The sequence below is a fragment of the Vibrio quintilis genome (genome assembly GCF_024529975.1).
GTDB lineage: Bacteria > Pseudomonadota > Gammaproteobacteria > Enterobacterales > Vibrionaceae > Vibrio > Vibrio quintilis.
In genome coordinates this window covers 1,174,887-1,196,314 of the sequence record NZ_AP024898.1, presented here as the reverse complement: position 1 = coordinate 1,196,314, position 21,428 = coordinate 1,174,887, and the positions used below count along the sequence as shown (strand labels likewise).

The 21,428-nt window shown below is 48.0% G+C and carries 18 protein-coding genes, 1 pseudogene and 1 CRISPR repeat array; of the genes and pseudogenes, 11 read left to right on the top strand and 8 right to left on the bottom strand.

The annotated features are described in order from the left end of the window. Positions 1-12: 12 nt before the first annotated feature. Positions 13-2,211 (bottom strand): bifunctional metallophosphatase/5'-nucleotidase, encoded by a 2,199-nt coding sequence (locus OC443_RS23855; protein WP_073584275.1) that lies wholly within the window; start codon positions 2,209-2,211, stop codon positions 13-15. Between the two features lie 305 nt (positions 2,212-2,516). On the opposite strand from OC443_RS23855, the gene OC443_RS23850 reads away from it, so the two are divergent. Next, positions 2,517-2,981 (top strand): GNAT family N-acetyltransferase, encoded by a 465-nt coding sequence (locus tag OC443_RS23850; protein ID WP_073584117.1) that lies wholly within the window; start codon positions 2,517-2,519, stop codon positions 2,979-2,981. 356 nt (positions 2,982-3,337) lie between these two features. After that, positions 3,338-3,574 (top strand): hypothetical protein, encoded by a 237-nt coding sequence (locus tag OC443_RS23845; RefSeq protein ID WP_073584115.1) that lies wholly within the window; start codon positions 3,338-3,340, stop codon positions 3,572-3,574. 200 nt (positions 3,575-3,774) lie between these two features. Here the strand turns inward: OC443_RS23845 and OC443_RS23840 are convergent, their stop codons facing one another. Next, positions 3,775-5,457 (bottom strand): SulP family inorganic anion transporter, encoded by a 1,683-nt coding sequence (locus OC443_RS23840; RefSeq protein ID WP_073584113.1) that lies wholly within the window; start codon positions 5,455-5,457, stop codon positions 3,775-3,777. A gap of 579 nt (positions 5,458-6,036) precedes the next feature. Here OC443_RS23840 and OC443_RS23835 point away from each other — a divergent pair. Beyond that, positions 6,037-6,306: a hypothetical protein gene (locus tag OC443_RS23835; RefSeq protein WP_073584111.1), complete on the top strand. Its 270-nt coding sequence runs from the start codon at positions 6,037-6,039 to the stop codon at positions 6,304-6,306. A 208-nt stretch (positions 6,307-6,514) separates the two neighbouring features. Here OC443_RS23835 and OC443_RS23830 read toward each other — a convergent pair whose 3' ends face one another. Together OC443_RS23830 and OC443_RS23825 are read right to left on the bottom strand one after the other, a co-directional pair. Then, complete coding sequence (locus OC443_RS23830) at positions 6,515-6,844, bottom strand: putative quinol monooxygenase (RefSeq protein WP_262021791.1); 330 nt, start codon at positions 6,842-6,844, stop codon at positions 6,515-6,517. Between the two features lie 21 nt (positions 6,845-6,865). Continuing rightward, positions 6,866-7,237 (bottom strand): annotated as a pseudogene (locus OC443_RS23825) (carboxymuconolactone decarboxylase family protein); the annotation flags it as partial. Positions 7,238-7,367: 130 nt separating this feature from the next. Between OC443_RS23825 and OC443_RS23820 the strand changes: the two are divergent. The 8 genes from OC443_RS23820 (at position 7,368) to OC443_RS23785 (ending at position 17,309) form a co-directional block, all read left to right on the top strand. Continuing rightward, on the top strand, positions 7,368-8,270 hold the full coding sequence (locus tag OC443_RS23820; protein WP_073584109.1) for a LysR family transcriptional regulator: 903 nt from the start codon (positions 7,368-7,370) through the stop codon (positions 8,268-8,270). Positions 8,271-8,485: 215 nt separating this feature from the next. After that, the gene (locus OC443_RS23815; protein WP_200796942.1) at positions 8,486-9,706 is read left to right on the top strand and encodes a phosphatidylserine decarboxylase; all 1,221 of its coding nucleotides are present in this window, start codon (positions 8,486-8,488) and stop codon (positions 9,704-9,706) included. A 177-nt stretch (positions 9,707-9,883) separates the two neighbouring features. Beyond that, the gene (locus OC443_RS23810) at positions 9,884-10,339 is read left to right on the top strand and encodes a hypothetical protein (protein WP_073584107.1); all 456 of its coding nucleotides are present in this window, start codon (positions 9,884-9,886) and stop codon (positions 10,337-10,339) included. Positions 10,340-10,536: 197 nt separating this feature from the next. After that, a complete protein-coding gene (locus tag OC443_RS23805) occupies positions 10,537-12,105 on the top strand; it encodes an Lcl domain-containing protein (protein WP_234976413.1) in 1,569 nt (522 codons plus the stop codon). A 605-nt stretch (positions 12,106-12,710) separates the two neighbouring features. Beyond that, on the top strand, positions 12,711-15,026 hold the full coding sequence (locus OC443_RS23800; protein ID WP_073584105.1) for an FdhF/YdeP family oxidoreductase: 2,316 nt from the start codon (positions 12,711-12,713) through the stop codon (positions 15,024-15,026). Positions 15,027-15,280: 254 nt separating this feature from the next. Beyond that, the gene (locus tag OC443_RS23795; protein WP_200796941.1) at positions 15,281-15,724 is read left to right on the top strand and encodes a DUF3237 domain-containing protein; all 444 of its coding nucleotides are present in this window, start codon (positions 15,281-15,283) and stop codon (positions 15,722-15,724) included. A gap of 203 nt (positions 15,725-15,927) precedes the next feature. Further along, a complete protein-coding gene (gene dmeF, locus OC443_RS23790; protein ID WP_073584101.1) occupies positions 15,928-16,893 on the top strand; it encodes a CDF family Co(II)/Ni(II) efflux transporter DmeF in 966 nt (321 codons plus the stop codon). Then, complete coding sequence (locus OC443_RS23785) at positions 16,893-17,309, top strand: MarR family winged helix-turn-helix transcriptional regulator (RefSeq protein ID WP_073584269.1); 417 nt, start codon at positions 16,893-16,895, stop codon at positions 17,307-17,309. The genes dmeF and OC443_RS23785 overlap by 1 nt, the downstream gene beginning before the upstream one ends. Here OC443_RS23785 and OC443_RS23780 read toward each other — a convergent pair. The 4 genes from OC443_RS23780 to csy3 all read right to left on the bottom strand — a co-directional run bounded on the left by OC443_RS23780 (position 17,297) and on the right by csy3 (position 21,420). Then, on the bottom strand, positions 17,297-17,863 hold the full coding sequence (locus tag OC443_RS23780; protein WP_073584099.1) for an RNA 2'-phosphotransferase: 567 nt from the start codon (positions 17,861-17,863) through the stop codon (positions 17,297-17,299). The genes OC443_RS23785 and OC443_RS23780 overlap by 13 nt on opposite strands. Positions 17,864-17,991: 128 nt before the next feature. Continuing rightward, positions 17,992-18,894 carry an AraC family transcriptional regulator gene (locus OC443_RS23775; RefSeq protein ID WP_073584097.1) on the bottom strand — a complete coding sequence of 301 codons (903 nt, stop codon included), beginning with the start codon at positions 18,892-18,894 and terminating at the stop codon, positions 17,992-17,994. 345 nt (positions 18,895-19,239) lie between these two features. Further along, a CRISPR array of direct repeats spans positions 19,240-19,627; the repeat unit is 28 nt; unit sequence TTTCTAAGCTGCCTATCCGGCAGTGAAC. A gap of 192 nt (positions 19,628-19,819) precedes the next feature. Continuing rightward, a complete protein-coding gene (cas6f, locus tag OC443_RS23770; RefSeq protein WP_073584093.1) occupies positions 19,820-20,416 on the bottom strand; it encodes a type I-F CRISPR-associated endoribonuclease Cas6/Csy4 in 597 nt (198 codons plus the stop codon). Positions 20,417-20,418: 2 nt separating this feature from the next. Next, positions 20,419-21,420 carry a type I-F CRISPR-associated protein Csy3 gene (gene csy3, locus OC443_RS23765; RefSeq protein ID WP_073584091.1) on the bottom strand — a complete coding sequence of 334 codons (1,002 nt, stop codon included), beginning with the start codon at positions 21,418-21,420 and terminating at the stop codon, positions 20,419-20,421. Between the last annotated feature and the right edge of the window lie 8 nt (positions 21,421-21,428).

The following is a 21,428-nucleotide window of genomic DNA, read 5'->3' as shown; positions in this document are numbered from 1 at the left end:
CTTCAATGCTGATTATTCATCAGGATTGGTGTTACATGCTTCTGCTGTGCCAGTGCCGGAAGACACATAGTCTGCATTTGCAAAATAACTGTCACTGTTATCCGGGTTAAGGGAAACGGCAATGCCGGGATATTTGGCGTTATCCCAGTCAATCTGAATACAGATTTGTTTGTTTTGCAGTTTTTCCCATAATGCCTGGCCTTTATCGCCATCGGTCCGGGCAGCGGCAATCGCAGCATCCTGTACGAAAGACCAGTTCATGTTGTCATCAAAATCATCAACATTGATGCCTTTGTTGGTTTGTACATAATCGGTCAGCATATCGCGGATAGCATAGACTGCTTCGTTGGTCGATTCATAATACACGTCATCGCTGGTGGCCCAACCGTAAGTTTTCAGCTGTGTACCAAAGCGATAGCTGTTGACAGCAACTTTGTAAGTGGCTGTTTCGTCGAAGGCTTTACCGGCAATTTCAGAGATCTGAACCCGGGAGCCCGGATTGGTCACCGTATAAGAACCGTCGCTATTCTTGCTTTGACTGTAAGCATCACCGGTCAGGTCAACTGTATATTTTATCGTGCCATCGAACTGATCATAGTTATAGGACTTGGCACCAGTGCGGAAAGATACGGTCAGATCACCGGCAGTGTAAGCATTAAAGTAACTGTACGACCATTCCATAAATTTCTTCAGATTTGCACCGGTCATTTTGATGCCCATCAACGTATTGTCGTACTTATACAACTCAGATGATTTGGCTTTGGTGTAGGTTTCACCATTGATCAGATTAGTATGGTCTGAGAACAGGGAAGCCGCAGAGACATCAGCACTGGTTTTCTCCAGCTGAATCTGATTAATAAAGTCCATCAGCGGTGTATCGTGGACTTTGGCATAATGAATGGTTGAATACAGACGACCGGCATCGGAGTCGTACGCTTCACCGGTTGCTTCATCTTCATGTCCGGTTGAAGACGGGGTGAAGTTTCCGGTGACTGTCCCCAGTTCTGCGCTGGCATCAGCAAGGGATTGCTCATGCACCCATTGATATTCATCAGACAGCGTCTGCTGATCAGCAACTGAAGTATGATCAGATTCAGAATAAGTGTGCAGGTTGGCCAGCGTGGTATCTGTCATTTTCCACTTGCCATCATCATCTTTATGCAGTTCGATGCTTGCCGTCGCCAGTGCCCAGCCCCATTTGCCGGGTTCGATAATTTTTACATTGGCAGCGCGGGTGCTTTCATTGTAAGTTCCGGAGGCAGATTTATCTTCGGTGCCATGATCACTGCCGCTGGTCGCGATATCTTCACCACTGTAACTGCTGCTATAAGCATCTTTTTGTACTTCTTCGATATATTCCGCATGTTCATGACCTGCGAAAATGACATCAAATTTATCTGCCAGTTTGGATGCTATCTGATAAACACCACTGCCATTATCATTCCGGCCTAAATGGAAGGCGCCAATCACCACATCCGGACTGTAATTTGTGATTGCATCATCGACGGCAGCGGTCACTGACGTCAGTTCATCTTCAAAAGAAAGCTCCGCGTAATGTTCGGGGGCAGAAGCTTCCCAGTTTGGTACATAAGACGGCGTCACTGCAATCACTGCAACGGTGACACCTTTGATGTTAAAGATTTGGTATGGTTTGAGGTAGCTGACTTCGGTGTTTTCCCATTTGATATTGCTGGAAATCACGGCACCGTCAAAGTTTTCCAGATTACGGTCAACAAATGAACGATCAAAGTTAAATTCGTGATTCCCTGGCACCCAAACGTTGTATTCAAGTGTATTCAGCGCACTGACCATCGGGTGTGTCGGCAGGTCGTTAAACAGCGAAGCTGAGTTACCCTGAACCGTGTCACCGATATCGATTAAAAGGGTATCAGCATCACTGGCCCGGACCTGATTGATAAGGGTGCCAATCCGGGTTAAACCCGCGTCTGCATCATTAGAGAGCAGCGCATAATCATAGCCAAACAGACGACCGTGCAGGTCGGACGTTGCGCCAATAGTCAGTGTTACCGTGTCATCTGTTGTTTCAGAGCCAATCTTAACTACGTCAGCCGTATTGGTGAGTGTTCTTCCGCTCGTGACGCTGGAAGTGTAGATACTATCTGATGTGTTATTACCTGCAGTGTCGTCATCACATCCAGCCAGTGCTGCAATCATTGCCAGTGCCAGAACACTTCTTTTGTGAATTATCATTTTTATGTCATCCATCTGATAAAAAGCTAATTATTCTTATAAACAATCTTTCCCATGAAAAGGGTATGGTTATTATGGTGACAGAATTTGAAGCAGTGATTACATAAATAAGAATAAAAATTTATAACTCTGTCATTATCGGATTGTTTTTTATACAGGTTTTGGCAGGTTTTATTTATGTGGCTGTTTTATTTATCCCCAGACAACCTCCATCTTCAGGTTGTTTGGGTATATGATAGCCCGATGAAAGATGCACCGATGTATCGGTACAGAAACGGATAAAGAATAAGAAAGAGGATAAGTGATTGCATTATCGTGAAGCCAGCCTGAATGACCTCCCCGCATTATTAGCGATAGAACAATATATTATTGAAACTGAACGTCCGGTTGATCCGCTGCTGAAAGCAAAGAATGCTCTGTATTATGATTTGGAATCACTGATCACCAGTACTGATGCTGTGGTCATGGTGGCTGAAGAGAATGATGAAATTATTGCAACAGGCTATGCAAAAATCTGCCGGTCAGAACAGTGGTATGAACATGATTCTCATACCTATCTGGGATTTATGTATGTTGCAGAACATCACCGGGGACAGGGAATGAATCAAAAAATAATCAATATCCTGAAAGAATGGAGCAGAAGTCGGGGGATTCATCATTTGTATCTGGAAGTGTATACCGATAAAGACCATGCTATCCGCGCTTACGAAAAAGCCGGTTTTCATCCCCATGTACTGGAAATGCGGTTGAATCTGGATGAAACATCCTGAGCAGTCTTGCGCTCTGTCAGAAATGCAATATACCCAGACAACCAGAAGATGCAGTCTTCATAGCCTGACAAACTCACCCGCAGGGCGTGAGCTGAATCATGCAATTTCTGGTTGCTTGGGTATATGACTTCACCGCTGTTTATTGCATTGATTTGCTCAACATCTGACCGGATTGCCGTTTCAGGACTTGTCCTCTCTGCAGAGGTGTGTTATCAGGTTAATTATCAGAAAGCTATTTACCGTTTGTTACACAATTTTGCTTTGTGTGGTGATAGACACATCCAGAATTTGTGAGGGATTTACTGTTATACCCAAATGTCCTATCGCCTGATTGTTATCAATAAAAAGGTAAGCATATGTCTGCAACAACAACTGAAGTTCATTTCTGTAATCAATGTGGTGAAGAAACAACACATATTGTTGTTCTGGTCAGAAACAAAAGTCCTTTTGAAGGGGATAAGAATCAAAGCCGGAAAGAGTTTCTTTCTGGTTTCCTTAAAGGAAGTGTGGCGGGTGCTTTTTGCGCGTCAATGGATGAGTTTACCCGGCATGTGATTTGTGAAAAATGTGGAGAAAAAACGATTGAAGAATAACTGCATTGCTCCTGAATCAGGTGATACCAACATGATACTGCCGCAAATATTCATTTTGCATAAAATGGATGGGCTGAACGGGAGTATTCAAGACTGAATACGGAACAAAACAAGCCGGGCCATTAAGGCCCGGTTGACTGACACGGGGTGTTACCTGTCAGTTTGTTACACATCAGTTGATTACGCTACACATTAGCTTGTTATACGCATTGAGGCACAGTTACATAATCTTCGTGTTTTGAATATTGTGTTAAAGCATACTGAAATGCCGGGGTGAATTCCTCAAAGTAATGCGCCTTGCCGATTAACTCAATGATCCCGGCCCGCCGTAACTTATAGTCAACCCGCGAATTTGCGCCTGAAATCATAATCCGGACACCCTTTTGCCGGAAACTCAGAATCATATCTTCCAATGCCTGCAGGCCGGTAATATCCATAAACGGCACCCACTTTAGCCGGATTATCAATATTTCCGGAATATCCTGAATACTGCTCATCACCTTGTCAAAAGAGTCGGCTGCTGCGAAGAAAAACGGCCCTTCCAGCGCATAAATGGCAATTTCTTTCGGTAACTGTTTTTGCCCGGATTCCCGGAGGTCAGCAGACAGATCATGGCTCGTACTGGCTTTGACTTCCACACTGGAAGCCATGCGTCTGACAAAATGAAGCACGGATATGATGACGCCGACATTGACGGCAACGACCAGATCGGTGAAGACCGTTAAAGTAAAGGTAATCAGCAAAATACTGACATCAGCAAGCGGTGCCCGTTTGATGAGTTTTATGAAATGTCTGACTTCGCTCATATTCCACGCGACCACAAACAAAATTGCACTCAGGGTTGCCAGTGGTATGTGGGTTGCCAGCGGCGCAAGTAATAGCAAAATGCAGACTAAAGTCAGGGCATGCACAATACCGGATAAGGGGCTGTTACCGCCATTGCGGATATTGGTGGCTGTCCGGGCAATGGCGCCGGTGGCTGCAATGCCGCCAAACAGGGGAGAAATCAGGTTGGCTAACCCCTGACCGATCAGTTCCTGATTCGAGTTATGCCGGGTGCCGGCCATACCATCTGCAACGACGGCAGACAGCAACGACTCAATGGCTCCCAGCATGGCTATCGCAAATGCCGGGCCAATAAGAGAGACGATGGATGAAAAGCTTACGGGAGGGAAAGCAAAATCAGGTAATCCGTCCGGAATGCCGCCAAATGCCGTGCCTATGGTTCGTACATTATTCAGTCCGGCAAAGTAATGCAGGGACGTTGCAGCGATTAGTGCCATTAAGGGCGCCGGAATCTTTGAAATCCTGGGGATTTTCGGTAAAAAAATCAAAATAGCTAAAGAGAAAAGTGCCAGACCGGTTGTTTGCCAGCTGATATGAGGAAAAGCATGAATCAGCGCAATTAATTTTTGATGAAAATGTTCACCGCTGACCGCCGGCAAACCAAAGAATTCCTGCCATTGCCCAACCCAGATGATGATCCCGATACCGCTGGTAAAGCCAATAATCACGGGAGCCGGAATAAACCGGATCACGCTGCCCAGTTTCAACAGTCCGAATAAAAACAGAATCACACCTGCCATCATGGTTGCTATTTGCAGCCCGGTAATGCCGTATTGATGAACAATGCCTGAAAGTAAGACGATAAAAGCCCCGGTCGGACCCGCGATCTGAATCCGGGAGCCACCAAACAGAGACACAAGGATACCGGCGGTAATCGCGGTATAAAGTCCCTGTTCAGGTTTCACTCCGGAAGCAATAGCAAATGCCATGGCCAGTGGTAAAGCGACCACACCCACAATGATTCCAGCGCTGATATTTTGTAGCCAGTGGGAAGGATGAAGGAGTCCCGCTTTGTACGATTCGTAAAATGCAAACATAGGATTACAACCACACAAAGAGAAAATAGGGGATGATCTTACAGCGATTCTGGTTATTGTAAAGTGATTCATGAAGTTTAAACTATTGATTTTATTTATTTTTATTGAGGGTGGTATATTGTTGGCTATAAGCGCTTAATTGCATTTTTGATGTTTTTTATTGTGAAAACAATATGTTGCCTGAGTATGAAAATGTGAAGTCTGGCATCTGAGCAAAAAAGATATACCCAAGCAACCTGAATCATGCATCTTCAGGTTGTTTGGGTATATGAGATTGATTCCCCATGATAGTGGCCTGACCTGATCGTGATACAGCTTGTCTACCCGGCGACTGACAGCGCACTTTATATCAGCACCGGTATACCCGGGAGATAGTCAATAAAAGATAGTTTTCAGTACACATATCACATTTTTTCATTATGAGGCTGAATGAATAGCAACGAATGTTGTGTAAACCCCAAAGCCTTCATACGCTGTAATGGCAGAGAGGACAAAAATTGAACAATTGGCGTTGCGGTACCTTTCTGCTGACCGGATATCTGATGGGATATCTGACACTGAAAACTTCAGGAGGCTTTTATGTCTGTAGATACAATCGCAGGTGGCTGGACGAAATACCGCAAATTAACACCAGAAGACCGGGCTGTGTTTGATGAAGCGATGGCAGGCTTTGTCGGCGTGATTTATGACCCATATGAAGTCGCGACTCAGGTTGTTGCCGGTACAAATTACCGCTACAAATGTAATGCCAGACTGCCCGGACCGGAAGAATGTATGTGGGAAGCTGTCGTCGAAATCTTCCAGCCGCTGGAAGGCAAACCCTATTTAGTGAATATTAACCGGGTTTAAGTCTTGGGATCTGTCGATGTAGTAATAAAGTTTTGTGCATTCTTTGATTACAGCGCAGACCCTGCAGATAACGGGCCTTTATTCTCCCGATTTTATTAAGGCCCGCTTTTCAAACTGCTGTCTGTATGATTGTTATGAATCTATACCCAAGCGACCTGAACCCTGCATCTTCAGGTTGTTTGGGTATAGTCCTGTAATTATCTCCGTGTTAATTCAGCACATCAGAAACATGAATCTGAACAATTTCGGTAAAATCCTGTGCTAAATATGCCAGTGTGTGAGGTGCCTGATGGTGAAGATGAAAATCAGCTTCACTGTTAAATCGCTCCCACAGGATGAGTTTTACCGGATCGTCCGGGCAGGTATGCAGCTCAAACAGGGTGCATCCGGCTTCTTCTTTGCGGGTCTGCTCGCAAAGCCTGATGAGTGCCGCTTTAGCCGCATCTGCCCGGTTCGGATCTTTCATTCTGATTTCTGCGGTCACATAATAACCGGGTGTGAGTGTTGATTGATGATGACTGTCCGGATGTGCAGGCATTGGTGCTGACAGTGGATCAATCCCCAGTTCCCGAAAGACTTCTTTGGCGGCGAATAAGCCGTTCAGTGCGGCGGGAAATCCGGCATAGACTGCCATTTGCATCATGACTTCTACAATCTCCTGCGGCGTGCTTCCGGTATTCAGTGCGCCATGAATATGCACTTTCAGCTGAGGCGTGGCATTGCCCAGTGCTGCCAGTGCGGCAATGGTTGCTATTTCGCGGGTTTTCAGATCGAGCGCCTCACGCTTGTAGATCTCACCGAACGAAAATTCAATCACCATCCGGGCGAAATCCGGTGCGATATCCTGAAGGGCTTCAATCACTTTTTCGCCCTGTGTCCCATCGACTTCTGCCAGTTTTTCCCAGCCGGCCTGATAACGTTCTGATTGCATATTAAGCTCCAGTGTTTTGATATTCTGATGAATTGCTGAACGAAAGGAAGTATGTCATATTCCACAATCGGAATATTTAGACTGATATGGCAAACCATTTTTCAAAAACGGAAATCATAACCGGGGATTTATGACACAGCTAAACTGGGATGACGCAAGGGTTTTTCTGGCACTGGCGCGGGCAGGAACGCTGACCCGTGCCGCTCAGAATCTGGCATTAGGCATCGCGACATTATCACGACGAATCGAGCGGCTGGAAAAAGCGTTGAATACACCTCTGTTTGTCCGTGCACAAACCGGCTATCAGCTGACAGAAGAAGGCATGGCATTGCTGGAAAGTGCAGAGCAGATGGAGACAGCGATGTTTGCATTCTGCTCACAGGCGGAGGTACAAAATGAAATTCAGGGGCACGTGCGTCTGGCAACGGCGGAAAATATGGCGACAACCCTGATTATTCCGAAGCTGCCGGATTTTCTGAGCCGGTATCCGTCTTTGACACTGGACCTGGTGACTGATGTCCGTACCAGTAACCTTCACCGCCATGATGCCGACCTGGCATTGCGCATGGTTCGGCCCACTCAGGGCAATGTGTCCTTCCGGCGGATAGGTAAACTCGGCTACGGTATTTATGCAGGTATTGCCGGTGATGACAGACCGCAGGGCCGGAAAGCGACCGGGCAATCAGCGTATTCAGAATCGCGGTTTATCGGCTGGAGTGAGTCTTATCATGATTTACCTGCGGCCCGCTGGCTGGCTCAACACCTGAAAACCGTCGCCCCTGTCTTAACCACCAGTGCTGTGGCGACTCAGGTTGCAGCGTGCCGGTCCGGGGTCGGACTGGCGGTGTTACCGCATATTGTGGCCCGGCAGGCCGGGCTGGTCTGTCTGGAGCATCTGCCTGCGGTAGAACAGGATATTTATCTGGTGATGCATACCGATTTGAGCCATGCCCGGCGCGTCAGGGCTGTCGCCGGTTTTGTCGCCGGACTGGTGGAAGACAATGCCAGGTTGTTAGCGTTTCCTGACGCCTGAATGACGGTGAAGGCCTGCTGCTGAAAGTTTCTGCAGGAGAGAATTAATCCATGCTTATTGAGTAAAATGATACGGTGATGATACTGACGAAATGATCTGTTTTTTCTAAGCTATGCTGAATGTAGTGCTCATTCTTTTTCATATATAGAGGAGCACTGATGTTCTGAAAAAAAGAAACTTAAAAGTAAAGAAAGCTCAATCATAAGGAGTCATTTATGAATCATCACGTCAGTTTTAAAGCCACACTCGACAAGGAAATGTGGGTGCCGGATGCGGTTGAAGTACTCTATACCAAACTCAGTGAAGATACACTGCTGCGCGCGATGCTGGAAGAATCTCTCATTGCTGCACATAGCCACGCCAGACGTCAGTTGAGTCCGATACTGTTTGAAGCGTTGTTCTGGCCGGAAAGCTGGCAGGACTATGTGAATTATGCGTGGGAATTCAGCCGGTGGGTGCCGCATCAGAGCACGAATCCCGCATGGACAGAACCCGGTACGGATGAACAGCAGGAAGTGTACGATCATCTGTGCCATTTTTACTATCTGATTGACCAGCCGGTCGGGCCGGAGGAGAAGAGAGTACAAAATGATCCCTGGTTCAGCCGGTGGCTGATTGATTATTCAAATGACTGGGGTGCCTTTCTGAATACCACAGAATCTTTCAATGATGTGGCTTTGAAAAGCTTTCTTGAAGATTCTCCGCAGTATCGGGTACAGGATTCCATGATCGATGGCCGGCCAAATAATCCCAGTGGCTGGCTGACGTTTAATCAGTTTTTTGCCCGTGAACTCAATCCGGGATTGCGTCCGGTTTCCAGCCCCTCAGACAACACGGTAATTGTCAGCCCGGCAGATTGTACTTTCCGGGCTCAATATAACATTTCAGCCAGCTCCACAGTGCCTGAAATCCGGGTGAAGCTGACCCACAAATATGCCAGTATTCAGGATTTGTTAGACGGCAGTCCGTACGGGGACTGTTTCGCCAATGGCAAAATGGTGCACTATTTCCTTGGTCCTTATTCTTATCACCGCTTTCATACTCCGGTCGCAGGATTACTGAAAGAGTGCCGGGCTGTACAGGGGCTGAATTATCTTCAGGTGAATATTGATGACGGCCAGTTTGATGCGCCGGATAACTCTGAAGGCGGCTATGAATTTAATCAGGCCCGCGGTATCGTCATTCTGGATACCAGCCAGTCACCATGTGGTGATATCGGGCTGGTGGCGGTTATTCCGGTTGGCATGGCACAGGTTTCCTCGGTGAATATGACCGCTCAGACCGGCAACATTCTGGAAAAAGGTGATGAGTTTGGGTACTTCCTGTTTGGTGGTTCCGACATCATTGTGCTGTTTCAGGAAGGTGTCGATCCGGAAATTTTTGATGGCGGTCAGTACCGCCATTATGGCACACCGATAGCGAAGTGCTTTGATTAACCGCCTGTCATGATCGATGTGACGGCCCTTTCCCCCGGATGTTGTGCTGATTCAGCCACAACCGGGAGAAAGGGCCGTTTATTTTCTGACATCCCGACATCACATATTTTGGCTCACTGCATGAAAGTGATCGCGCTGGCTGATAGATTATCGCCCTGAACCGAAAAGGGATAACTGATGTCAAATACCAATCAATTTGCACAACCATCAAAAGTTTCTGTGGCAGTCAAACTGCTGTATCTGACGATTTTGCTCGGTGTTATCCGGCTTATACTGGAGCCTGAGTGGCTGGATGGTCAGATGCCACTCAGCGCTGTACTGGCCATTCAGGCAATATCAATTGCGATTGTTGGCCTGGTTGTTTTTATGATTGGCCGGGGAAAGCACTGGGCAAGAATTGTATTTCTGATCCTGTTTATTCCGGGCCTGCCGTTTGCCATTATGCCTTTGATTCAGTCATTGTCGGATCATCCGCTTTCCGGGATTCTGGGCGTGTTACAAACCGCCGGACAAATTGCCGCCGTTGCCATGCTGTTTCACCGGGAATCTTCGGAATGGTTCCGGGCGATCAAAACCAGAAATGATTCCCCGGATGACGACGCTTCCAAACCAACGGGATCCGCGGATTCCTGATGTATACCCACACAGCCTGCATTGCCAGGTTGTGTGGATCGGGAGCCCCACATCATAATTTGCTTCTAACTCTTTATTCTCCTTTTTTCCTCCACATTCACTCCACATTTGTCATCCATATTTAAAACATCGGATTAGGGCAACATCCCCTGAAACCTTACAGTGAAGCATGCTTCAGACCCACAGGAGAATCAGCAATGAACAAAATGACTCAACCGGGAAAATTTTCCGTCTCAGCCATTCTTCAGGCACTGGCAGTTGCCGGAATGGCCGTATCCTGCACCAGCATCGCCGATACCAGCCTGACTTACCCGCTGGTTGATACCAATCAGACCCGTTGTTTTGATACGTCAGACACGATCGAAACCTGCCCGGTCAGCGGAGAAACCGGCTTTGGGCAGGACGCTCAGTATCAGGGTTCCGCGCCGGATTATACCCTCAATGGTGACGGGACAGTCACAGATAATGTGACCGGGCTGATGTGGGGACAGTCGATTGATACCAATGGTGATGGTGAAATTACCGCAGCCGATAAAATGACCTATGATCAGGCGGTGAGTTACACAGCCAGCCTGGAACTCGGTGGCTACAGTGACTGGCGCCTGCCGGATATCAAAACGCTCTATTCACTGATTTTGTTCGATGGAGAAGATCCAAGTGGTCTCAGCAATAGCGGAACTTATTCAATCCGGCCTTTTATTGACCATGAATTCTTCGGTTTCCATTCCGGGGATACCACCGCCGGAGAACGACTGATTGATGCGCAGTATGTCAGCAGTACCAAATATGTTTCGACGACTATGCACGGCAGTGAAACCGTCTTTGGGGTGAATTTTATTGATGGCCGGATCAAAGGCTATGGCATGACCGGTCGTCATGGCAGCGGGAAAGCTTTTTATGTACTGGCCGTGCGGGGCAACAGTGACTACGGGCTGAATCAGCTGACTGATAACGGCAACGGTACGGTTACAGACAGCGCGACCGGGCTGGTCTGGCAGCAGGCAGATAGCGGGACTGGTATGGACTGGTCTGCGGCATTATCTTACTGTGAAGACCTGTCACTTGCCGGGACAGACAGATGGCGTTTACCGAATGCAAAAGAGTTGCAATCCATTGTGGATTATACCCGGTCACCGGATACCACCAACAGCGCTGCGATCGACAGTTTGTTTACAGTGACTTCGATCACCAATGAAGCGGGGGAAACCGACTTCCCGGCATACTGGAGCAGCACGACCCACAAAAATCTGCATAATGCGAAGAAAGCCGCTTATGTCGCTTTCGGCCGGGCAATGGGGTACATGCACGGAGACTGGATCGATGTTCATGGCGCAGGCGCACAGCGTAGTGATCCGAAGCAGGATAACGGGATTTCATATCCACAGGGGCATGGCCCGCAGGGGGATGCCGTCCGGGTCGATAATTATGTACGCTGCGTCAGTGATAATGCCACAACATTTATTGCCCAGCCGGAAGTTGTTGCACGCAATCAGGTGGAATACACGCTGACCGGTGAAGAAACCAGCAGTGCAGGAAACGCCCAGTCACACCGTCCGGGTCGCCCGCAGGGTGGACAGTCTCAGCATCACTCTCACCGACCTCACTCCGGTGGGAATCAGGATCCGTTTACCCTGATGGATACAGATGGTGATGATCAGCTTTCTGCCACCGAAGTCAGAGGACCGCTGCAACGGGATTTTGATCGCCTTGACAGCAATGGTGATGGCTATCTGACCAAAGATGAATTACCTCAGCGCCGTTTTTAAAACAGAAGAACACCATTTCGCCAGGGTCTGTTGACCCTGATAAGCAGGAGGCCGGAATTTTCCGGCCTCTTTTTTGTGATCGAATCAAAAAGCTGATGAGGGCAGACGATGCAAGTTGCGGAAGAGACAGGCAGCATGCGACATGCCATAAATTTTCCGTTTCATATATGGGAAATATGATTTCATTATGATGTTATTATCATTTTTGGAAGAGAAAAGTTATAAAAGTGTCGATATCCGCATTTAAATGCGCCTAACTTCATAAAAATGACACAGTTTACTTATTGTTTTATATACAGAGGTTTCATTGACGTTAATCAATGTCTTGTGTAATTTGACCTTATATTTACGAGGGATAATTGTCTTATTCCGGTTCATCTCTGGTTTCGAACAACATGTCTGTCTGCTGAAATCAGGTTTGTGCGTGCCGGACAAATGGGTTTCTCAGGCCCGGATCACGATAAAGCTTAACATAATAACTGTCCGGTGGCTGGTCTGTCATTGTCTGTGAGCCTTGTAGCTGTTATTTGCAGGACTGATCAACCGGACTGATCAAACTTATCCCCCGTTGATTTTCAGTCTTATCAGAAGGGAGAGAACAAACGATGAGTTATAAAGAGTATTCAGGTTCAGCCGGTGGCTGGGGCGCATTGAAAGCAACTACTCAGCATTTGTTTAAAAGTCAGAATGTGGCAAAAAATATCAGTAACCTGCTCAGAACCAACCAGAATGATGGTTTTGACTGTCCCGGTTGTGCCTGGGGAGAGAAACATGTTTCCGGCCGGTTTCGTTTTTGCGAGAACGGCGCTAAAGCGGTGAACTGGGAAGCAACCTCCCGTCTTGTTGATCGTGATTTTTTTGCAGAATACACCGTCAGCTGGCTGAATAAACAGAGTGATTATTTCCTCGAATATCAGGGACGTCTGGCTGAGCCGGTCTGTTATAACCCCGACACCGATCATTATGAACCCATCAGCTGGGAGGACGCATTTACGCTGGTTGCCAGACATCTGAATGCGTTATCTGATCCGAATCAGGCCGAGTTTTATACCTCTGGCCGTGCCAGCAATGAAGCCGCATTTGTCTATCAGTTACTGGCCCGGCGTTTTGGTACCAATAATTTCCCGGATTGCTCCAACATGTGTCATGAAGCCACCAGTCAGGCGCTGTCACATACCATTGGTATTGGTAAAGGCACCGTGACGATTGATGATTTTGAAGAGGCAGATGCGATATTTCTTTTCGGTCAGAACCCCGGAACGAATCATCCGCGAATGCTGGAAACACTGAGCTCTGCTTACCGCCGGGGAGCGCGGGTCGTGGCGTTTAATAACCTGAAAGAGCGCGGGCTTGAGCGCTTTACCAACCCTCAGCGTCCCCTTGAAATGCTCAGTAACGGTTCAACCCCGACAACCAGCGATTATTTCATGCCGAAGCTGGGTGGTGATATGGCCGCAGTGCGTGGGATGGTTAAAATACTCTTGGCACGTCATCAGACTGCAATGAATCACGGGGAAGCCTTATTTGACCTTGAATTCATTTCTGAGCACACGCAGGGACTGGAAGAGTATCTGACGTTAGTGGAAACGACGCCATGGTCTGACATTCTGGAACAGTCCGGATTATCGCAGGATGAAATTACCCGTGCGGCGGATATTTATCAGCATGCCAGCCGGCGGATTGTGACCTGGGCCATGGGTGTGACGCAGCACAAACATTCAGTTGCCACCATTCAGGAACTGGTGAATTTACAGCTGCTGTTCGGGCAGGTCGGTCAACCGGGGGCTGGGTTATGCCCGGTGCGCGGGCATTCCAATGTGCAGGGTGATCGCACCGTCGGGATTAATGACAAGCCGCCACAAGCCTTACTTGATAGTGTTGAGCGGGTGTTTGGTTTTCAGCCGCCGGCGGCTCATGGTCATAATGTGCAAGAGGCACTTCAGGCGATGCGGCGGGGAGAAAGTAAAGTATTTATCGGGCTGGGTGGTAACCTGGTTGCAGCGGCGCCGGATACACCACAAGTTGCGTCGGCCATGGCGCAGTGTGAACTGACGGTGCATATTGCCACCAAACTGAACCGGACACATGTGAATCCCGGTAAAGTGTCACTGATTCTTCCCTGTCTGGGGCGAACCGATATTGACAGGCAGGTCACCGGTGAACAACGGGTGACGGTCGAAGACTCTTTTTCTATGGTCCATGCATCCTCCGGGCAGGTGAATCCGGGGAGCAAACAGATGCGATCAGAAGTTGCGATTCTGGCGGGAATTGCCAAAGCAACGCTGGGGGAAGATAACCCGGTGAACTGGCAGTCTCTGGCGGATGATTATGACAAAATCCGGCAACTGATCGAACAAATGATTCCGGGATTTGAGCAGTTTGAACAGCGGCTGAATGCTTCCGGAGGATTTTATCTGGGAAATAGTGCCAGAGCACTGAACTGGCAGACACCGTCCGGTAAGGCACAAATGAAAGCAAATGCGTTGCCGGAAAGTCTTTTCCCTTTTGATGCACAGGCGCACGTGCCTCAACAACAGGAAGTGTTTGTCTTACAGACCATGCGCTCGCACGATCAGTACAACACGACTGTCTATGGTTATGATGATCGTTATCGGGGTATTTTCGGTGAGCGGGAAGTCGTCTTCATGAACGCAGAAGATATTGAATCGATGGGGCTGAGTGTGGGTGATAAAGTGGATCTCGAATCCATCTGGCCGGATCAGACTGAACGTAAGATTTCCGGATTCAAAGTGATTCCTTACCATATTCCAAAAGGCAATATTGCTGCCTATTTCCCTGAAGCGAATGTCCTGATTCCGCTTGAAAGTAAAGGGGATGCCAGCGATACGCCGACATCGAAGTCAGTTGCAGTGACCGTCACACCAGCACAGCAGAAAGCGCCTTTGTTGAAAGTGGTATAAGAAACTTCATCACGGCAGCACATCTGACAGGACATGATTGTATTTGTTGCATATAATCATGTCCTTCTGTTTTCTGTTTATTTGTTTCTTATACCAACCGGAAAACATCTGAATATGTCTGGTGGCGCAAATTTACAAGGGCATGGATGCTCTTGTCTAAGCGCATATGGATGTCTTGAGCGGTTTGCGGAGCCAGACATATTCAGATCAAAAACTGATTCAGGATGGTATTATTGGCCAGAAGTGCATACAAGATGAAAAAAGTATTCGAAATTAGTGTCAAAGTTGATCAACCCATTTTAGTCGGACAGGATGAGACTGCCGGACGCAGGCAGTTGATCCCGATTTTGTCAGGTCAGTTATCCGGTGAGCACATCAACGGGACTGTATTGCCTGGTGGCATCGACAGCCAGATCATTCGCCCGGATGGGGTCTGTGAATTATCCGCCAGATATGCCATCCGGCTGGACGATGGAGAAGGGCTGTATATTGAAAATAACGGGATCCGGACGGTTCCTGAAGCGTATATTGAACAGGTGAAAAGTGGCGCTTTTATCGATCCGGAACTTTATTACTTCAGAACCACACCGACGTTTGAGGTCTACAGCGATAAATATCGCTGGCTGACCCGGCATGTCTTTTCCTGTCAGGCAAAACGATATCCCGATCGGGTTGTGCTGGAATTCTTTCAACTGTAGATCATTTTAGTGTTATACCCGGGCGACCTGTATCTTCAGGTTGGCTGGGTATACATTTCATTTTTTCATCCCGGTGACAGGTTGAGATAACTGTCATGCCGGAATAAATCTTTGCCAGCGAGTCTCATTGTATTGACATTGTTTGATTATCAAATTAAATTTAAATCAAATATTTTGATTATCAAAACAAAGTGAGTGCTATTTTGCAATATACAACTGAACACCGTCATGATTTTTCGGCACATAATCATCAGGGAGAGACCCGCACTTTCTATGTGCTTTTACTGACACTGGTTACTATGGTGGTTGAAATTACTTCCGGCACTGTTTTTGGTTCGATGGCCCTGCTGGCTGATGGCTGGCATATGGGGACACACGCCGCAGCCTTTTCTATCACCCTGTTTGCTTACCGGTATGCTAAAAAATATTCAGACAGCGACCGGTTCTCGTTTGGCACCGGAAAGGTCAGTGTGCTGGGCGGCTATACCAGTGCAATCGCGCTGGGAATTGTTGCCCTGATAATGCTGATTGAGTCGGTGGATCGCCTGTTTCATCCGGAAAACATCCGGTTTAATGAAGCGATTATGGTGGCGGTGATTGGATTAATTGTGAACATCGTCAGCATCTTTCTGCTGCATGACGATCATGATCATCACGGGCACTCTCACGGACATACCCATGAACATTTTCATCGGCACACACATTCTCATGAGGAACATGCGCATCAGGACAGTCACGATCATGAACACCATCATGATCACAACCTGCGTGCTGCTTATCTGCATGTGCTGGCGGATGCATTGACTTCCGTGTTAGCCATCGTGGCATTATGTTTCGGTAAATATTATGGCTGGTACTGGTCTGATGCGCTGATGGGCGTGGTTGGCGCGGTGGTGATCAGTAAATGGACATTCGGCCTGATAAAACAAACCAGTCCGATCCTGCTGGACGAAAGCATAGAGACTGAATACAGAAAGTCCATCGCCGATGCGCTGGCACCATTTGCCACTGTCAAAGATATGCATATCTGGAAAATCAGCGGCCACCATTATTCAGCCGCGATCACGATTGAATCTGGTGAAGAGAAATCTGTCAGCGACTATAAACAAATGCTAAGCAAATTTGATAGAATCCATCATCTCACCCTTGAAATACATAATGTTACATGATGAATGATTTGGAAAAACTGAACCGGATGCTGACGGAGTTTTACGACAAGATGTCTTCCTGGGAGATGTCTGTTGTGAAAGAAACCGGCTATTCTCTGGCACAGATTCATACCATTGAAGTGCTGGGTACCTGCGGTGCTTTGAGAATGAAAGAGCTGGCGCAGAAACTGGGGATCACCACCGGGACGCTGACGGTTCAGATTGAAAAACTGGTCAGGGCTGATTTGATCATCCGCTGCCCGCATCCCGATGATCGCCGGGCGATTGTGGTGACATTAACGGAGGCCGGGAAAGATATCTATTTCCAGCACAATCAGCTGCATCTGGACTTAGTCCGGGATTTAATGAGAAACATTGACCCGGAACATGAGCAGGTGCTGCTGAGCTGTTTTGAAAAGATGAATCAGGAATTTTGAGGCGCTGGCTGAATGAACTCCGGCAACACCTGATCGGTAAGCCACACGCCATTGTCTGATCGGTAGAACCGGCAACCCTGTTGATGCATCAGACCTGCCTGAATCGTCAGAATCACGGGTTTGCCATATCTCTGCCCCACATCATGCGCAGTTGCTGTTTCCTGCGACAGGTGAACATGATGCCGCTGCTGCGGTTTCAGACCTTCTTGCATAATGCTTTCCACAAAGCGGCTGGCAGTGCCGTGATAGAGCAGCTCCGGCGGCAGGGCTGGTTCGAGTTGTAAATCCACTTTGATCGAATGTCCCTGGCTGGCACGAATACGCAGGCCATCTTCAGAAAGCATAAAGCGTTTTTTATCATTGGTCGCGACGACGTCTTCAATCGCCATCCTGTCGAGTGTTCCGGTCTGTCCGGATTGATTGGCTTTTGTGATCAGCTCATCAATGTCCGCCCAGCCATTCGGGTCAAGTGTCAGGTCAATGGCTTCCGGCTTATGGCGTAGTACAAAACTTAAAAATTTACTGATTTGTTGGCGCTGTTTTGGTGTTGTCATGGTCGATTGTTCTTGTCTGGTTTGTGTTTTACTGGTGGTTATCTGGTTATCTGGTTATCTGGATATCTTGATGAAGTGTTTTCATCGCTGTTTGTCCAATATGGTTTTCTGGCTGGTTCATCCCCAAATCAGGAAAAGCAATCAACTGAACCGGAGGCTGTTTTCCGGCGATAGGTGAGTGGTGTTTCTCCTCTGGCCTGTTTGAAGCGGTTGGAAAAATGACTCGAAGAACTGAAACCGCACTGCAGGGCGATTTCTGTCAGTGGTATTGTCGAGTGTTGCAGTAACCGCTGTGCCAGGTTTAAGCGTTGTTGCATCACATACTGGTGCGGAGAGACGCCAGTGCTCTGTTTGAACATCCGCGCAAAGTGATATTCGCTCAGGCTGACCAGCTCAGATAAGTCGGACAGCTGAAGCGGTGCACTGAGGTTCGCTTCCACAAATTCTTTCACTCTGGCAAGCTGGAAAGGTGCCAGTCCGCCTTTGACCTGAACCGGCGCCCAGCGGAAATGCGTATAATGTTTGACTAAATGGGTGAATAACAGCGATACCGCAGCGCTGATGGCCATCCGATCGGCGCTTTCGCTCCACTGACAATTCAGGAAGAACTGGCGATAAATGGCAGTGACTTGTGGATCATTATTAAAGATGTGTTCATCCACGCTGAGTCCCGCCGGGCTCTTATCCCAGACTTTTTCCGCCACCTCAGTGAGATGTTGATCGGTGAAATAAAAATGTACAAAAGAAAGCGGGCCGCGGATATCCCATTCGGAAACATGATTCTTCGGCATCAGGCACAGCCGGTCTGGTCCGCCGCCGTTCTTCCAGCCTTCCGGCGTTTTCAGGAATGATTCATAGCCGCCATCGACATATAAACTTAAGGTGTGGTGATCAGAGTTTTGCACCAGAACCCGGTCCTGCTGATTAAACCAGGAGACCAGCTCAGTACCATTTTCCAGGCGCACAGAATCACGCAGGTTTGCGTTGGTTTGGATCAGATTCTGGTGCATTTGGTAAACGGATTCGGACATAAAACGAACATCTCTCCCTGACCTGCCGGAAGTTTAGTCTACGTGGAATCCGCCACTGAGACCAGCCTGATTGAGGAAGCACTCAATAAAAACCGCAAGAATATGTAATTTTTGGGCTGCTTGGGTCAGCGAAGCGAATTGGCGCACCATAGATGCCACTGAAGCCGGATGCTTTAACATGCGATTTGGCCGCGTTTGTGGTAGCTGGTTTGACTCACCTCTTTTATTGCAGTGGATTTGCATCAGGCAGAAATAAGGGAAATGAGCTGCCTTCTTCAGGTCCGGATATGCATTCCCACGCGGAGCATGGGAACGAGCGGTCTATCTCTTCCCGGTCTGAAAATATTCCGAAGCTGCCTATCCGGCAGTGAACCTCCGGTTGTAACTGATATTGATGATTCTGCCTTTCTAAGCTGCCTATCCGGCAGTGAACAACAGCGGTCAGGAGCAGACCGCATTAATGGATTTCTAAGCTGCCTATCCGGCAGTGAACACCTCTGAATAATGGTTTGAGCTGTCGAGACCTTTCTAAGCTGCCTATCCGGCAGTGAACTGTGGGAAGGAAACCAGGTCAATGGTTACAACTTTCTAAGCTGCCTATCCGGCAGTGAACGAAGATTGGTATCCTGGTAGTTTGGACTATGATTTCTAAGCTGCCTATCCGGCAGTGAACATTTGCATGATGAATGGCTGTCTGCAGATAACTTTCTAAGCTGCCTATCCGGCAGTGAACCGTTGCATTATAGTGACTCAGGCCAGAATGCAACAGGGCTGCGGCTGAAAATTTCGCAAAAACCCTTTTTCTGAGTGCCTGATTTTGGGTATATAAAATCAATGAGTTACGAGGGGCTGAAAAAAAGGGTCTGAAGCCGGGAGATTTTATTCTGCGTTCTCCGGCTTCAGTGTTGTTACTTCTCCGGGAAACCTAAAACCACGGCACGGTTGCCTCACGGCTCAACCCATAACTGGAAAATATCCCGTCAACCGGCTCGCGTTGTAATTCCCCCAGTGCAATAAAAATCCGCATCACCTGATGATTGGAGAGACTTTGTAACTGCAGATAAGGCAGTTTCAGCACTTGCTGATTCTCATCCGGGATCTTTTGCCATGCTTCGGCTTCCGTCATTCTGCCTTTGGCAACCGCTCGTTTGCGCAGATTATGCGGGCTTTTCTTTTGCACCCGGTAAACTGTCCGGTAGCCTTCAATATTTTTCGGCACCGGCAGTAAATCGCTGATCTGCGTGTAGTCACGTAACCCTTTGAGCCACGGCAAGGTCATCAAATGATCCAACGCGGTCTGCGAGCCATGCAACCGCAATACCCGGCCTGCGGTCGGTGCTGTCGGTTTTCCGGGTTTGCTCCGGCTTTGCTCACGGCGACCATATTCCGGAAAACTGACCGCAACTTCACCGGCAACCGACTGCGCCATAAACCGGTGGAACTTGGCAAACAGATTATTGAGCAGTGCCGGTGCGGTCACTTCCAGATCCGGCTCGACCCGTATATCAAGATAATAGTCCATCTTTACGCTCCGAATACGCCACCACGAATCAGCATGGCCATGATGTAGTGCTGCTCTGCTTCTGTGGGCGTTTTATCTTTCAGCATCCACTGATCCAGCAGGGTGTAGAAATCCGTTTTCTCTTTGGGTTTGCGGTAAGCAATCCCCCGGTTGGTGACACTGCCATAAGGTTCGATGGCAATTGATCCGGATTCATCCGCTTGTGGATACCAGGTGTCGATAGTGCGCAGGGCATTGCCGATTTTCTGTGAATGCATGGCGGCCTGACGATCAATGCTTTCACTCAGTGAATAGAGCTCTTTACTTTTCTTATTGGTACTCCCGGCATTTAAAACCAGCTCCTGAGACGGATAGACCGTCTGCCCGGCACCAAACTGAACAAACGCTTCGATGGTCAGCAGCGTTGCCTGTTCTCCCAGTAATCCCTGCTCAATAACTCCGGCAATGGTTTGAACCGCTTCTGTGGGCTGATCGAACGATTTCAGATTGAAATCATAGGCGTTAAACGTCCATGTTTGCTCCTGATGATGGATACGAACTTCAATCGCCTCGGCACCCACCCGGTTGCGCCACAAAAAACGGCCATTGGCAAGGTTCGCTGCATAGCGGAGACTCAGTGTCTGAAAACCGTACTCAGTGACATATTGGTGGATTTTACCAGCCAGTGTGGATTGGTATTCAGGACCGTTACAGGTGGATGGCGTGGATAAATCACCCAATACCCGCAGGGTAAAAGTCACTTTCAGGGTGTCGGTATCGAAGGGCAGCGCGGCGGTATCGACCGTTTGCAGGTTGGCATTTTCGATTTCTGCATCCAGCTTACTGGCTTTGGCACCTTTCAAACGGTTTGAAATGGTGCCGCGAACTGATTTTTCGGTCACAGCAACCGGCTTCCATTCGGTATTGGTGTTTTTATCTGACCATAAACCGGCTTCAAATTTGGCATCGGAGCAGGCTAATTTAGATTCAAATGCGAGGACAGAAGGCGTTTGTAATTTGCTCATGGAAAAAT

Bases quoted from the DNA above. Each gene is read 5' to 3' on its own strand.
- OC443_RS23855 (WP_073584275.1), bottom strand. From the start codon at position 2,211: ATGATAATTCACAAAAGAAGTGTTCTGGCACTGGCAATGATTGCAGCA.
- OC443_RS23845 (WP_073584115.1), top strand. From the start codon at position 3,338: ATGTCTGCAACAACAACTGAAGTTCATTTCTGTAATCAATGTGGTGAA.
- OC443_RS23840 (WP_073584113.1), bottom strand. From the start codon at position 5,457: ATGTTTGCATTTTACGAATCGTACAAAGCGGGACTCCTTCATCCTTCC.
- OC443_RS23835 (WP_073584111.1), top strand. From the start codon at position 6,037: ATGTCTGTAGATACAATCGCAGGTGGCTGGACGAAATACCGCAAATTA.
- OC443_RS23830 (WP_262021791.1), bottom strand. From the start codon at position 6,844: ATGCCTGCACATCCGGACAGTCATCATCAATCAACACTCACACCCGGT.
- OC443_RS23820 (WP_073584109.1), top strand. From the start codon at position 7,368: ATGACACAGCTAAACTGGGATGACGCAAGGGTTTTTCTGGCACTGGCG.
- OC443_RS23815 (WP_200796942.1), top strand. From the start codon at position 8,486: ATGAATCATCACGTCAGTTTTAAAGCCACACTCGACAAGGAAATGTGG.
- OC443_RS23810 (WP_073584107.1), top strand. From the start codon at position 9,884: ATGTCAAATACCAATCAATTTGCACAACCATCAAAAGTTTCTGTGGCA.
- OC443_RS23805 (WP_234976413.1), top strand. From the start codon at position 10,537: ATGAACAAAATGACTCAACCGGGAAAATTTTCCGTCTCAGCCATTCTT.
- OC443_RS23800 (WP_073584105.1), top strand. From the start codon at position 12,711: ATGAGTTATAAAGAGTATTCAGGTTCAGCCGGTGGCTGGGGCGCATTG.
- OC443_RS23795 (WP_200796941.1), top strand. From the start codon at position 15,281: ATGAAAAAAGTATTCGAAATTAGTGTCAAAGTTGATCAACCCATTTTA.
- OC443_RS23785 (WP_073584269.1), top strand. From the start codon at position 16,893: ATGAATGATTTGGAAAAACTGAACCGGATGCTGACGGAGTTTTACGAC.
- OC443_RS23780 (WP_073584099.1), bottom strand. From the start codon at position 17,863: ATGACAACACCAAAACAGCGCCAACAAATCAGTAAATTTTTAAGTTTT.
- OC443_RS23775 (WP_073584097.1), bottom strand. From the start codon at position 18,894: ATGTCCGAATCCGTTTACCAAATGCACCAGAATCTGATCCAAACCAAC.
- cas6f (WP_073584093.1), bottom strand. From the start codon at position 20,416: ATGGACTATTATCTTGATATACGGGTCGAGCCGGATCTGGAAGTGACC.
- csy3 (WP_073584091.1), bottom strand. From the start codon at position 21,420: ATGAGCAAATTACAAACGCCTTCTGTCCTCGCATTTGAATCTAAATTA.